10 protein-coding genes, 1 tRNA gene and 1 pseudogene are annotated in these 13,541 nt (G+C 72.1%); 6 read left to right on the top strand and 6 right to left on the bottom strand.

The window, feature by feature from the left end; translation table 11 throughout:
- The first annotated feature begins 302 nt into the window (after positions 1 to 302).
- On the top strand, positions 303 to 1,127 hold the full coding sequence (locus GT045_RS04440; protein WP_161333344.1) for a putative adhesin: 825 nt from the start codon (positions 303 to 305) through the stop codon (positions 1,125 to 1,127).
- 150 nt (positions 1,128 to 1,277) lie between these two features.
- Here the strand turns inward: GT045_RS04440 and GT045_RS04435 are convergent, their stop codons facing one another.
- Both GT045_RS04435 and cdgB read right to left on the bottom strand, forming a co-directional pair.
- Positions 1,278 to 2,231 carry a carbohydrate-binding protein gene (locus GT045_RS04435; protein WP_161333343.1) on the bottom strand — a complete coding sequence of 318 codons (954 nt, stop codon included), beginning with the start codon at positions 2,229 to 2,231 and terminating at the stop codon, positions 1,278 to 1,280.
- Positions 2,232 to 2,348: 117 nt separating this feature from the next.
- A complete protein-coding gene (gene cdgB, locus GT045_RS04430) occupies positions 2,349 to 4,004 on the bottom strand; it encodes a diguanylate cyclase CdgB (protein ID WP_161298651.1) in 1,656 nt (551 codons plus the stop codon).
- A 437-nt stretch (positions 4,005 to 4,441) separates the two neighbouring features.
- On the opposite strand from cdgB, the pseudogene GT045_RS04425 reads away from it, so the two are divergent.
- Positions 4,442 to 5,383, top strand: a pseudogene (locus GT045_RS04425) (ATP-dependent RecD-like DNA helicase); the annotation flags it as partial.
- Positions 5,384 to 5,484: 101 nt separating this feature from the next.
- On the opposite strand, the gene GT045_RS04420 reads toward GT045_RS04425, so the two are convergent.
- Positions 5,485 to 6,174 (bottom strand): hypothetical protein, encoded by a 690-nt coding sequence (locus tag GT045_RS04420; RefSeq protein WP_161333342.1) that lies wholly within the window; start codon positions 6,172 to 6,174, stop codon positions 5,485 to 5,487.
- A gap of 47 nt (positions 6,175 to 6,221) precedes the next feature.
- Between GT045_RS04420 and GT045_RS04415 the strand changes: the two genes are divergently transcribed.
- Positions 6,222 to 6,410 (top strand): DUF5703 family protein, encoded by a 189-nt coding sequence (locus GT045_RS04415; RefSeq protein ID WP_014671721.1) that lies wholly within the window; start codon positions 6,222 to 6,224, stop codon positions 6,408 to 6,410.
- 107 nt (positions 6,411 to 6,517) lie between these two features.
- Here GT045_RS04415 and GT045_RS04410 read toward each other — a convergent pair whose 3' ends face one another.
- The 3 genes from GT045_RS04410 to GT045_RS04400 form a co-directional block, all read right to left on the bottom strand.
- Positions 6,518 to 7,333 (bottom strand): chaplin family protein, encoded by an 816-nt coding sequence (locus GT045_RS04410; protein ID WP_161333341.1) that lies wholly within the window; start codon positions 7,331 to 7,333, stop codon positions 6,518 to 6,520.
- 118 nt (positions 7,334 to 7,451) lie between these two features.
- A complete protein-coding gene (gene chpH, locus GT045_RS04405; protein WP_161289575.1) occupies positions 7,452 to 7,685 on the bottom strand; it encodes a chaplin ChpH in 234 nt (77 codons plus the stop codon).
- A 161-nt stretch (positions 7,686 to 7,846) separates the two neighbouring features.
- Entirely contained in the window at positions 7,847 to 9,172 is a 1,326-nt protein-coding gene (locus tag GT045_RS04400) for a M20/M25/M40 family metallo-hydrolase (protein ID WP_161289573.1), read from the bottom strand.
- Between the two features lie 214 nt (positions 9,173 to 9,386).
- Here GT045_RS04400 and GT045_RS04395 point away from each other — a divergent pair.
- The 3 genes from GT045_RS04395 to GT045_RS04385 all read left to right on the top strand — a co-directional run bounded on the left by GT045_RS04395 (position 9,387) and on the right by GT045_RS04385 (position 13,323).
- Positions 9,387 to 9,474, top strand: a tRNA-Leu gene (locus GT045_RS04395).
- Positions 9,475 to 10,576: 1,102 nt separating this feature from the next.
- On the top strand, positions 10,577 to 12,187 hold the full coding sequence (locus tag GT045_RS04390; protein WP_237538341.1) for an AbfB domain-containing protein: 1,611 nt from the start codon (positions 10,577 to 10,579) through the stop codon (positions 12,185 to 12,187).
- Complete coding sequence (locus GT045_RS04385) at positions 12,184 to 13,323, top strand: hypothetical protein (RefSeq protein WP_161333339.1); 1,140 nt, start codon at positions 12,184 to 12,186, stop codon at positions 13,321 to 13,323. The genes GT045_RS04390 and GT045_RS04385 overlap by 4 nt, the downstream gene beginning before the upstream one ends.
- The last annotated feature ends 218 nt before the right edge of the window (positions 13,324 to 13,541 follow it).

The following is a 13,541-nucleotide window of genomic DNA, read 5'->3' as shown; positions in this document are numbered from 1 at the left end:
GGTGCGGGTGCGGGTGCGGGTGCGGGTGCCGAGGAGTCGTGCCGGCGCGGACCCTCGGGAACGGGAACGGGAACGGGAACGGGAACGGGAACGGGAGCGGGAGCGGGAGCGGGAGCGGGCGCCGCTGCCGGCGCCGGGCGGGTGCCGAGGAGTCCTGCCGGCGCGGACCCGCGGAGGCCGTGCCCGGAGGCAGTCCGGACTGCCCCGGTTCTGCCCTCGTCGCCCTGTCCGCACCATGGACGGCCTTCTAGCGTGGCCTCCTGCCCGTACTACGAGGATCTCGCGCCGAGGGGAAGCCGGCCATGCGCAAGCACGAGCACGAGGAACTGCCGGAGGGCACACGGACGCACGGCTCCCGGCGCGCCGGCTCCCCGGCGGACTCGCCCCGGTCCGCGCCCGCCGCGGGCCCCTACGACCTGACGGGCTACCAGAGGGCCTACGGCAACCAGCTCGTCGGCCGCATGCTCGCCGACCGGACCCTTTCCGTGCAGCGCATGCCGGGCTCCTCCGCGCAGGCCCAGGAGGAGGCGGAGGAGCGGACCCAGGACCCCAACACCACGGTCCTCAGCGGACACGGCCGGTTCGGCGACAACCAGCGCCTGCCGAAGTTCCCGGGCACCCGCAGCCGCGCCCTGAAGGCCACCTTCACCGTGCCGGACGGGATCGAACTCGTGGTGTACGCCCCGCCGGGCGCCTGGCTGGAGAACGAGGTCGCCAAGCTCGTCGAGTCCGGGAACCCGCCGGGCGCCGACGACCTGGAGCTCGTCGGCGCCGACAACAAACGCAAGCCGATGCCGGCCGGCTACCCGAAGACCTTCGGCGTGGGCGAGGAGGTCATCAACTACAAGCTGATGCCCCTGGACGCCAAGCACCTGGCTGAGGGCGCGACCTCGGTCGACACGGGGACGCTGAGCGAGAAGGTGAGTGAGCTGGCCGCGGCCCGGGAGCAGCAGGCGGAGGATGCGCCGCCGCTCGTCGTCCACTACGCGTGCTGCGGCGTCGGCTCGTCCAGCAACCCGGAGATCGACAAGCTCTTCGAACACCGCAACTACACGGTGATGCTCCGCACCACCCCCAGGACTCCGACACCGGAGCCGGAGCCCACCAAGCGCCGCAGGAAGAAGTAGCGACACACGGCCCACCTCGGCCCCGACGGGACCGCGCACGACGGCCCCGCCACGACCCTGGTCATCCGGGCCACGGCGGCCGGTCGGCGGCATGGGCCGGCGGGACGCGCTGGTGCCGGTCTCGGCGGCGCCCCGGCGAGACTCAGGGACTCAGCCCTTGGACCCGACCCAGCCCTTCACCAGCCACATCTGGTCGATGAGCGTGTCGCACTGGTTGCCCTGCTCGCACGAGACCTTGATGGTGTTCGTGCCCTTGTCGAGCAGGATGTAGTTGTAGGTCTTCGTCCAGCTGTTCTCGTAGTCGCCCGCGGCGGCGCCCCTCCAGTTCTTCAGGTCGACGGCCCTGTCGGAAGGCTTGTTGTTGACCGTGAGAGTGGCCGTGCCGTCCTTGCCGGGGACGCTGTAACCGATGTAGACGGAGTACTTGCCGGACTCGGGGATGTTGTCGACGGTCCAGGTGACCGAAGCCCCGGTCTGGTTGAAGCCCGTCACGTAGGAGCCGCCGCTCGCCCTGGCGCCCTTGACGTCCGTCGCCGTCGTCACCCCGGGCCCGAGGGTCAGGTCCTTGGCGTCGGTCTTCGGCAGCTCGCCGGCCGGGGCCGACTTGCTGCCCGAGGGGCTCGGCTTGTCGGACTGGGACTGGCTCGGGGTGGAGTTCGCCTCGTTGCCCGCCCCGTCGTCCGTGTTGCCGTTGAGCATCGCCATGCCGATGCCGATGACGACCGCGGCGACCACCGCGACGGCACCGATCAGCAGGCCCTTGGTGTTGGGGCCGCGGCGGGGCGGGGCCGGCTGGGGGGCGCGGACGCCGGACGCGGCACCGCCCGGCAGGGTCTCCGGGGCCTGGTAGTGGGCGTTCGGCTGGCCGTAGGGAGCCTGCTGCGGCACGGTCTGGCCGTAGGCGGCCTGCGGCGGCTGACCGTACGGCGCCTGCTGCTGGCCGTACTGACGCTCGCCCACCGCACGCACCCTGCTGACCGAGTTCGGGTAGCCGTAACCGCCGCCGGACGGCGGCTGGGCTCCCCGTGCCTGGCCGTCTGCGTACAGGTAGCCGAACGGGTCGTCGTCCTCGGGCGTGCTCGCGCCGTTGTTGCCGGGCGTCATCCCTTGGTACTCCTCAACAGGTGCGGGCGGATGCGATTCGGGCTGGAAGGGCGAGCCTACCCGCTCTCACTCGTCCAAACGGGTGACCCAGACCGCATCAACTCGCTGACCTGCGGATCATCCGGCGCGTCGGTGCTGTTTGGGACGAGATCGTTTCTCTACGTACATCCGCTCGTCAGCGGACTTCAGCACCTCGTCCGCCGTCATGCCGCAGTGCGCCCACCCGATGCCGAAGCTGGCGCCCACCCGGACGGCCCGGCCCTCGGCCCGGATCGGCTGGATGATCTCGTTGCGCAGCCGTACGGCCAGGTCCTGCGCGTCGGCCCGGCCGAGGCCGTCGGCGAGGATCACGAACTCGTCACCGCCGAGACGGGCCACCGTGTCGCCGTCGCGTACGCCCCTGGACAGGCGCCGGGCGACCTCGATGAGCACCGCGTCACCCGCGTTGTGCCCGAAGCGGTCGTTGATCGACTTGAAGCCGTCCAGGTCGCAGAAGAGGACCGCGAGACCCTTGGCGCCGTCGTCGTGGCCGTCCTCGGGGGCGACGGTGTGCACATGGTGGTCGTAGGCGTCGTACGCCTCCGTGCCCGGCGCGAAGTCGAAGCCGTGGCCGGCGGGGGCGTCGAAGGCCGGGTGGCCGTAGGCCGCGTCCAGGGAGGCCAGGGCGTCGGCGTGGGCGGGACGCCGGCAGAGCCGGGCGGACAGCCGCGAACGCAGCTCGGCGGAGTTCGGCAGGCCGGTCAGCGAGTCGTGGGAGGCGCGGTGGGCGAGCTGCAGCTCACGCCGCTTGCGCTCCTCTATGTCCTCGACGTGCGTGAGCAGGAAGCGGGGACCGTCGGCGGCGTCCGCGACGACCGAGTTGCGCAGCGACACCCACACGTACGTGCCGTCCCGGCGGCCGAGCCGCAGCTCCGCGCGTCCGCCCTCCGCCGAGGTGCGCAGCAGGGTGCCGATGTCCTCGGGATGGACGAGGTCGGAGAAGGAGTAGCGGCGCATCGCGGAGGCCGGCCGGCTCAGCAGGCGGCACAGGGCGTCGTTGGTGCGCAGGATGCGGCCGTGCTGGTCGCCGCCCATCTCGGCGATGGCCATGCCGGAGGGGGCGTACTCGAATGCCTGCCGGAAGGATTCCTCGCTGGCGCGCAGGGCCTGCTGCTCGCGCTCCAGCCGGACCAGGGCGCGCTGCATGTTGGCGCGCAGGCGGGCGTTGCTGATCGCGATGGCGGCCTGGAAGGCGTACATCTGCAGGGCCTCGCGGCCCCAGGCGCCGGGGTGACGGCCGTTGCGCGGGCGGTCGACGGAGATGACGCCGAGCAGCTCCCCGGAGGAGCCGCCCTGCACGCCGGGGGTGTACATGGGGGCGAAGAGCCGGTCGGCGGGGTGCCACTCGTCCTCGAAGCGCGGCGCGGGCCCGTCGGTGTACCACTGCGGGACGTCGTCGTCGTCGAGCACCCAGCCCTCGGTGTGCGGTATGAAGACGAGGTCGCCCCAGCGTTCGCCCATGTTCAGCCGGCGGTCCCAGGACTCGCGGGAGCCGGCCCGGCCGGTGATCAGGGCCTCGGCGGCGGAGTTGCCGGAGAAGGCGGCGACCACGAGGTCGCCGTCGGGGCGCACGAGGTTGACGGCCGCCATTTCGTACCCGAGCGCGCCCACGGCGCCGTCGGCGACGCTCTGCAGTGTGTCCGCCAGGCTGCGTGCCGTGTTCATGTCGGCCATGACCTGGTGCAGCTGTCGCAGGGACGCAAGGCGGACATACGGCTCCGACTCGGTCTCCATGCTCGCCCTCCCCCCGAGACCTCGCAGCGAATCAAGGGTTGTCTTCGGCGCTTCTCCCGCGTCTTTCGCGGCGGCTCGTTTCGGTGCTCTTCGCGGCTTCCAGCCACTGAATCACAGCGCGCTGCCCACTCGGTACACAGGGTCAACAATTCCCGCCCCTTGTGACTCAAGTCACAGAGGAACGTGAACAATTGAGTGGAGTTTCTGCGTTTGCCCTGTGCGTTTACCGAACGCACCGTGTGCACGCGTGACCACATGAGGTCCCCTGCGGGAACGGAAAAGCACGCACGGCTGCGCCTCTGGTCCTAGGACCCGGCTCCGGCGGAGGGCCGATGCGGTCCGCGCCGGGCGAAGACTAGCGTTTCCGGTGTGCTGAAGACTCCCTCCGCCATCACCCCCCTGCCCACCGGGCATGCTGAGGGGGTGAGCAACGACGAGTGGGCACGGTCGCGGGGCTGCTGTCCGGCGCCGAGGGTCCCGGCCGGGACGCGGACGGCGCGCTCGAACTCGACCTGCTGATCGTGCTGGACGCACCCCAGCTCGACGTGGAGAGCGCCGCGATGCTGGTGGAGTCGCTGCCCGACGGGGCCCGGCTGGTGCTCAGCGGCGACCCCGGGGTGCTGTGGTCCGCCGGACCGGGCCGGGTCTTCGCCGACCTGCTCGCGGCCCGTGTCTGCCCCGTGGCCGTCTCCCGCGTCCCGGACCCCGGCCCCCTCGGCGAGCTGGTCTCCGGTGTCGGGGTGGGCGAACTGAACCAGGTCGCCGCTCCCGGCAAGGAGATCGTGATCGTGCCGGTGCGGGACGCGGGCGAGGCCGTGCACCGCACGGTGCAGCTGGTGGCGGACTCGGTGCCGCGGGCGATCGGCGTCCCGGCCGACCAGACCGTGGTGATCACCCCGGGCCACGGCGGCGCCGCCGGCACCCGCGCCCTCAACACCGCGCTGAAGGAACGCCTCAACCCCGGTCCCGGCCGGTTCGGCGGATTCGACCCCGGGGACCGGATCGTCCACTCCCCCGCGCCGGGCCGCACGGTGCCGGGCGTGGTGGTGAACGCCGACGCCGACGGGCTGCACCTGACGTGTGCCGGCGCCCCCGTCGTCGTACCGCGGGAGCGGGTGGAGGGCGGTGTCCGGCACGGCTGGGCGGTCACCGCGCACCAGGCGGTGGGCGCCCGCTGGCCGGCGGCGGTGGTGGTCCTGCCCGGCGACGCCGCGCAGGCGCTCAGCCGTCCCTGGGTGTACACGGCGTTCGGCCGGGCCGAGCGGCATCTGTCCGTGGTCCACGGTGTGGAGCAGGCCCTGCCGAAGGCGGTCGCGGAGGTCCCGCCCAAACCCCGCACGACCCGGCTGCAGACACTGCTGCGCCCCCAGACGAGCTGACGTCCGCTCCGCCGGGGCTGACCGCCGCGGCGGTCAGCCCCGGCGGACCGGGCCGGCGGTGCCGCGGGCCCTGGGGCCGGTGCGGCACCGCCGGCCACACCTCACTTGTCGGTGTCGAGGGGCTCGAGCCCCTCGTCCTCCCCGACGAACTCGATCTCGTCGTCGTCCTCGCCGTCGGAGTCCTCGTCGTCGTCGAACACCGCACTCACGTCGAACCGGCACACCACGGTCTGGGGGTCGATGTGCTCGAAGGGTGCCTCCAGCCACTCGCCGGCCTCGGGCGGCTCCTCCGCGGCCGTGACCCAGAGCGTGGAGTCGCCCTCCTCCAGACCGAACTCCTTGTGCCGGGAGGCGATCTCGTCCGGTTCGAACTCACCGAAGAGGATGCCCAGCGCCCCGGGGACGGTCCCCGCGGCATCGTCGTCGTCAGCGGCGTCGAACTCCGCCGCCTCGACCCGCTGCGCCTGCGCCAGCAGCCGCTGGGGTTCCGCCACGGTGTAGTCGCGGCGGATCAGCACGCTGATCGCGTTCGGTTCCTCGGGACCCGCGTACGGCGGCAGCGCGTCCTCCGTGCCGGGGATCTCGAAGGGCGTGACCTCGTCGTAGCGGTCGTAGAGCAGCTCGTCGTACGCCTCCGCGGCAGCGGCCAGCTGGTTGAACGCCTCGGAGACGGCCGGATCGTCCTCTCCCGACCTGCGTTCGACCGCGGCCAGATGACGGTCGAGCGCGGTCTTGACCGCCTCCGCGGCGGCGCGTACGTCGGCAGCGGTGGGCTGCGCAGCATCAGACATAGTGCAGACGCTATCCGTACCGGGCACCAGCCCGCACAATAGATGCGATGCCGGAATACGAATTTGTCGACGTGTACGTGCCTCGCGGGGTCTCCCGCAAGGAGGCGACACGTCTGCTGACGGACCATGCCGAGTACGGACACTGGGAGTTGGACCGACTGAGTCTGCTGCGCGACGGCAGCCGCAGGGTGCGGTTGCGCCGGCGGATCATCCGCCAGGTACGCGCGACATGGTGAGTCCGGACATGTGAGCGGAGCGGGTGCCCGCCGGGAGGGCGGGCGCCCGCTCCGTGCGCCGGGTGTACGGCCCGGGGCCGTACACCCGGTGTCGTCCCGCGCCGCCGTTACGCCGCGGCCCGGGCCTTGCGGTACAGCACCGCGCCCGCCAGCAGCGCGCCCGCGCCGGCCGGCAGGGCGATGCCCAGCGGCACCTCGCTGCCGGTGTGGGCCAGCTCGGCGGTGGTCAGGGGCTGGGCCGAGCGGCCGGTCCGCGCCTCGACCTGGGAGGCGCCGTGGGCCGCCGCGGAGCTGCCCCCGGCGGACTGGACGCCCTTGCCGGGGTGCCCCTGCCGGCCCGGCTGGTGCGGGGTGCCGGGGTTACCGGGCTCGCCCGGATGACCGGGCGTTCCAGGGTGTCCCGGGTTCCCGGGGTGTCCCGGCTGGCCGGGGTGCCCGGGCTGGCCCGGCTTTCCGGGCGGGTTGTCGTGTCCGCCGCCGTGTCCGCCGCCGTTGGCGCAGTCGTTGCCCGTGACGGCGTTGCCGACCCCGATGACGTCGACGCTGTTGCCGCAGACGTTCACCGGTACGTCGACCGGCACCTGCACGGTGTTCCCGGACCCGACGCCCGGCGAGCCACCGGTGTGGCCGCCCGCGTGCGAGCCGGCGGAGCCGCTGTGCGAGCCCCCCGCCGCGCCGCCGCCGTGGTCAGCACACGAGTTGCCCACCGACGGGTTGAGCAGTCCGACGACGTTCACGGTGTTGCCGCAGACGTTCACCGGGATGTGCACCGGTGCCTGCACCGTGTTGCCGGACAGTACGCCGGGTGAGCCCCCGGCGGAGCCGGCCGCACCGGCGTCGGCGTGTGCGTAGCCGCTCGCGGCGGCGATCACGCCGGTCGCCGCGGCCATGGTCATCAGGCTCTTGCGCGTGCCCTGTCGCATGCTGAATTCCCCCCTGCCTTCCGTGCCTTGGTTCTCCGGAGACCGGTCGGCCCCGGAGCGCATGGCGCGCGCTCCGGGGCCGACGGCTCGTAAAAGGACGCCCCTCAGGGAGCCGGTGTCACTTGTTGACGCAGGCGTTGCCGAAGGCGGGGTTCAGGAGCCCGATCACGTTGATCGTGTTGCCGCACACGTTCACCGGGATGTGCACGGGCACCTGGACGACGTTGCCGGACACGACGCCCGGGGAGTGCACAGCGGCACCCTGGGCACCGGAGTCGGCGACGGCGAGGCCCGCGCCCGCGAGAACCAGACCACCGGTGGCGGCCGCAGCAGCGACGACCTTCTTGATCATTCTTCCTCCTAGTTGGCAATGCGACCCCAAGGCGCGGGATCACATCAGCTGCAACGAGGAGGAACTAATGAAGCTACGAACTTATCGTCGGATTCACCCTTCTCAGTCGGCGTCGTACGGCTGCCCGATAAGCGTCTCGCACGCCCCCGGAAGAGGCGGTCTCACGAGGCGTCGATGAAGCGGTCGAGCACCCGGACGCCGAACTGCAGCCCGTCCACGGGCACCCGCTCGTCCACACCGTGGAACATGCCGGCGAAGTCCAGCTCGGGCGGCAGCCTGAGCGGGGCGAAGCCGAAGCCGCGGATGCCGAGGTCGTCGAAGGACTTGGCGTCGGTGCCGCCGGAGAGCATGTAGGGGATGGCCTTGGCGGTCGGGTCCTCGGCGAGCAGCGCGGACTGCATGGCCTCCACCAGAGCGCCGTCGAAGCTGGTCTCCAGCGCCTTGTCGGAGTGCACGTCCTCGCGGCGGACGTTCGGGCCGAGCAGCCGGTCGAGGTCGGCGAGGAACTCCTCCTCGTGGCCGGGCAGGAACCGTCCGTCGATGTGGGCGGTGGCCTCGCCCGGGATGACGTTGACCTTGTAGCCGGCGTTCAGCTGGGTGGGGTTGGCGGTGTTGCCGAGGGTCGCGCCGATCAGCTTGGCGATGCCGCCGAGCTTGGCGATGGTGGCCTCCATGTCCTCGGGGTCCAGCTCGGTGCCGAGCGCGTCGCCCAGCTCGTCGAGGAAGGCCCGCGTGGTCTTGGTGACGCGCACCGGGAAGGTGTGCCGGCCGACGCGGGCGACGGCTTCCGACAGCTCGGTGATGGCGTTGTCGCGGTGGATCATCGACCCGTGCCCGGCGGTGCCGGCCACGGTCAGCTTCATCCAGTGCATGCCCTTCTCGGCCGTCTGGATCAGGTACAGGCGACGCTGGTCGTCGACGGTGAAGGAGAAGCCGCCGACCTCGCTGATCGCCTCGGTGACGCCCTCGAACAGCTCGGGGTGGTGATCGACGAGGTGGCGGGCGCCGTAGGTGCCGCCGGCCTCCTCGTCGGCGAGGAAGGCGACCACGATGTCCCGCGGGGGCCGGCGTCCGCTGCGCAGCCGGTCGCGGACGACCGCGAGGGTCATCGCGTCCATGTCCTTCATGTCGACGGCTCCGCGGCCCCACACGCAGCCGTCGGCGATCTCGCCGGAGAACGGGTCGTGGGTCCAGTCGGCGGCGTTGGCCGGTACGACGTCCAGGTGGCCGTGGATGAGCAGCGCCGGCCGGGACGGGTCCTCGCCCTCGATGCGGGCCACCGTGGAGGCGCGGCCCGGGTGCGACTCGTAGATCCTGGGTTCCAGCCCGACCTCGGCGAGCTTCTCGGCGACCCACTCGGCGGCCTTGCGTTCGCCCGGTCCGGAGTGGTCGCCGTAGTTGCTGGTGTCGAACCGGATCAGGTCGCGGCAGAGGTCCACGACCTCGTCCTGGCCGGTGACGTTCCCGGCCGTGTCCGTCTCGCTCACGCTGCTTCCTCCCGCTGTCACTGCTGGTGGTCCCCCCATCCTCCCTCCGGTGCCGTCCGGGGCCCAAGACCGGTCCCGGCCCGTCACACACCGTTCACGCCCGCCCGGCCCCGGACCGGGGGGTGATCAGGGCACCCTCGAAAGCCTGGTAATGTTTCCTTCGTCGCCGCGAGGAGGTCCCGCCGAAAGGGAAGCCTCGTACGACAGACACCTTGTCCGGGTGGCGGAATGGCAGACGCGCTAGCTTGAGGTGCTAGTGCCCTTTATCGGGCGTGGGGGTTCAAGTCCCCCCTCGGACACCAGCTGAGACCCCTGTTCATCAGGGGTCTTCTGCTTTTCCGGGCTGTGGCGTGACCGATCACGTGACCAACAGCCTGGAGACCCAGGCCAGGCCGGAATGACAGGCCGAGTGGCATCCAGGTCGTGCATCCTTACTGTGCCTCCAGTCGTGGATACGGAAGCCCTCCGGCAGGTGCAGACGGCTCCGGGGCTTGCGCCACCGAGCCGACATCTTCCCGGGGCCCTGTGGGCCGCCTGCCTCACCCGGTAGAGCCTGAAGCCGCCTCGAGCGAACACCCGGTCACGATCCCCCCGCGCGGAGCCGAGCGCCCGCCCGGCGACCTGACGCCGCCTCTGCCACTTTCCCGACATCGATCACGGATTGATCCACATAGATCACCCCGCTGCCGTCGCCGTTTTGGGTCAGCCTCCGACAAGCCCCCCTCGGACACGAGCAGGACCTCAGCTCACCTGAGGTCTTCTGTAGCCGTGTTGTCCGACCACCGACCCGGCCGACTCATCGCGGCCGTCCTCGTCCACCTCGCCGCGATTCCCCTCGCCCGCCGCGGGGACGAGCACCACTCACGCACCACCACTTACTCAGCGCCATCCACAATGCGCGGCTTTCGGTCAAAAATGACCAAAACCAACCCAGCGAAGATCATTCTTCTTGGTAGAGTCATGGCATTGACTTGACCGAACACAGGCGCGACGTGGACGGGGGGACCTGAGGTCCCGCAATCTGAACCGCCTTCGGGGAGGGCGGCATTCCAGGGGGGAAAGAGTTGCGGCATCCATCGGGGAACCGTCTGCGTACGACCGGGCTGCCGGGGACCGCGCTCGACGCGCGGTAAGCCCCGGTCCCACCCTTCTCGTCGATCGCCCGCGCCGTCGCGCGCGCGAGGCGGTGACGCCGTCCTCACACCCGTACACGCCTGACGCTCACAGTGGCCGAGCGTCACGCCGGGCTGCCCGGCCCCCAGCACGGCGCCAAACCATCGCTCCGACCTGCCCTGCTCTCCGGCGTACCCGGCGTACCCGGCGTACCCGGCGGGAGGGGGCTCCCCTTGCCCTGCCCTTCCGCGCCCCGACGGATCGCGGACTACGGAAGAGAAAGAGATGCGCATGCGAAGAAACGCTCCACACAAGACGCGCACCGCCGTACGTCGCGGTGCCGTGGCCACCACGACCGTCGCCGCCGTCCTCGCCGTGAGCGGTCAGAGCACGGTGTCCGCCGTGCCGGTCGCGGCGGACCGGGCGGTGTCCGCGGACCGCGAAGCGCAGGCGGCGGGCATCGGGACCACCGAGACCCAACGGGTGGACGCGGCGGCGGTGGGGCTGGACCCCACCGTGGACGTGCTGCTGCTGTCCGACAGCGACTTCATCCACGCGCTGTGGAGGAAGGCGAACGAGGCCGGGGAGCGGCTGGACTCGGTGCGCACGGCGGCCGAGAAGGCCATGGCGAGCACCATGGACGCGGATCATGTGGCGTTCATAGTCACCGGCATCCACGAGGCGCACCGGCTGGACCAGCAGCGGGAGCGGGACAAGGCCGAGGCGGAACGGGCGGCGCGGTTGGCGCGTCAGCAGGCGCTGCTGGCCATCGGCATCCCGAGCACCCCGGAGTTGCTGGGGCTGAGCGACGACAACTTCATCCGGGCGATCCTGCGTCACGAGGCCTCGGGTCCGGAGGTGCGGGCGGCTGCCACCCAGGCGCTGCTGGCGGACGAGGCGGCCTGGCGGGAGTTCATCGTCAACGGCGCGCGTGAGGCCCACAAGAAGGACGTGGCCCGGGAGCTGGAGGAGCTGGAGGAGAAGAACCGCAAGGAGGCGGAGCTCCGCAGGAACCAGGCGGCGCGCAAGAACGTGGCCGCGCTGTTCCGCATCCCGGTCACCCAGAGTCTGCTCGACACGAGCGACGACAACTTCATCCGCGAGATGCTGCGCATGGCACCGTCCGACCTGAAGGACTCCGAGCTGTACCGGGCCGCGCAGAAGGCGGTGCTCAGCACCAGGGCCTCGGACTGGCTGGACTTCCTCCACACCGGCGCCGACGCGGCCTACAAGCGGGACGACGAGGCGCGGCGCGAGAAGCTGGCGGAGGCCAACCGGATGCTGGCCCGCCAGATCCTGGACACGGCGAAGAAGAGCCCGTTCAACCCGAATCTGGTGACATCGGCGGAGAAGGCGCTGGCGGCCGGCGACGTGCAGGTGGCGGAGTTCCTCTCGGAGGCCGGCCAGCGTCGCGCACGGAGGCAGTCGCTGTCGCTGCGGGTCCAGAACAGCCCGGAGAAGTGGCTGCCGGTCCACCACTCGGGGGTCAACGGCACGGCGGCCACCGTCGGACCGGTGTCCCCCCAGAACGTGCCGCTTCGGGGAGCCGCCACCTGGCTGGTACTGCCGGCCCTGTCGGGGCGCGCCGGCTGCTTCTCCTTCGAGGCCGCGAGCAAGTCCGGCCACTATCTCAAGGCCACCACGGACCAGGGCCTGGTCGTCCTGGGAGCGAACGACAACACCAAGGCGTTCAGGGACAGCACCACCTGGTGCCCCGACCTCCAGGGCTGGGTGCCGGGCAGGTCCGCGACCGCCTGGTTCCTCTGGGAGGGCGGCAAGGATCACTACCAGGTGAAGGTGAACGCGCGGAACGAGCTGTTCACCAGCGGCCGTTTCGCCGACTGGCACGACCTGCTGACCGCCTACCCGGCCTGGGAGGTCACCCCTCCCCTCGCGCCGTGACCGGTGTGACGGCCCGTGCGTCGGCGGGCGGGCCGGCCCGGGTGACGGCGGCCGCCTGCGCGGTCGTCGTGGCGGTGCTGCTGCCGGTGACGGCGGCGTGTCCGGCCCAGGGACAGGACTTCCCGCGTACGGTGTCGGCGCCGGACGCGCCGGACGCACCCGCGGACGGGGCACGGGCCGCGCTGGCCGCGGCAGCGGCCGGGGCGCGCGAGCAGGTGCGCCGGGTCGCCCTGTCGGGGCTGCCGGCCGAGCTGCGGACCTCGGCGTGGAACGCGCTGCGCAGCACCCGGGGGGACGCGGCCATCGCCGAGTGGCTGGCGCCGGGCGGGGGTTACGACCTGGCCAAGCAGCGGCTGCGGGACACTCGTTCCCGCAACCGGCAGTTCTGCGAGCGTGTAGTGGCGACCCATCCGGCCGCCTTCGCACCGGCCACCCGGGCGGCGGCGGAGAAGGCGCTGCGGGGCTCGGACACCGACCGGGCCGCGTTCGTGAAGAGCGGCTACGCCCAGGCGCAGGCGCAGGACCGGGGTGCCCGCGAGGCGGTGGCCACCGAGCAGCAGGCCGTACGGGCGAAGGACCGGGAGTTCGTCGCCGGGCGCGCCGCGCACGACCCTGGCGAGCAGGTCCGGGTGGCGGCGCAGTGGGCCCTGCGGCCGGGCGGCGGGGACGAGGACGTCCGCGAGTTCTACGGGTTCGGCTGGGTGAGCGGCGGGGCGCTGGACCTGGAGGAGCACCGGCTACGGACCGCGGAGTCCGAGGCCCTGCGCCACCGGACGCTGACGCTGCTGCTGCGGGCCGCGGTCGATGCCGAGGAGGCGCTGCGCGGCGCCTCGGACACCGCCGCGGCCCGTGCGGAGGCCGAACGAGCCTGGCAGGCAGTGGCCGCGCACGCGCAGGGCGCCGAGACGGCCTGGCTGGCGGAGCGGGAACACGCCGGGCGGCAGGCGGAGACCTGGAAGGGCGTCCAGGCACTGGCGCAGGGCGCGATGGACGAGCTGTGGAAGCGCATGGCCGACCCCGCGGACGAGAACGGGCGGGCCTGGACCCGGGAGGAGCAGGACGCCGTCGGCTCCGCCGCCTTCTGGCAGGACATCCTCCGCAAGGCCCGCGAGGGCGAGACCCGGGTGGCGGGCTGACCACCGCCGCGCCGGGGGACGACGGCCCTGCCGAGGGGTTCGGCGGGTCGCCGAGCGCCGGGGGCTCCGGCCGCGACGCCGAGCCGGAGCACCCGCTCTCTTCTCCGTGACGCGCCTCCGTGACGCGCATCTCCGTGACGCGCATCTCCGTGACGCGCATCTCCGTGACGCGCATCTCCGTGACGCGCATCTCCGTGACGCGCATCTCCGTGACGCGC

It is taken from the genome of Streptomyces sp. SID486, from assembly GCF_009865385.1.
Taxonomy (GTDB): Bacteria; Actinomycetota; Actinomycetes; order Streptomycetales; family Streptomycetaceae; genus Streptomyces.
This window is presented reverse-complemented; position numbering and strand designations above follow the sequence as displayed.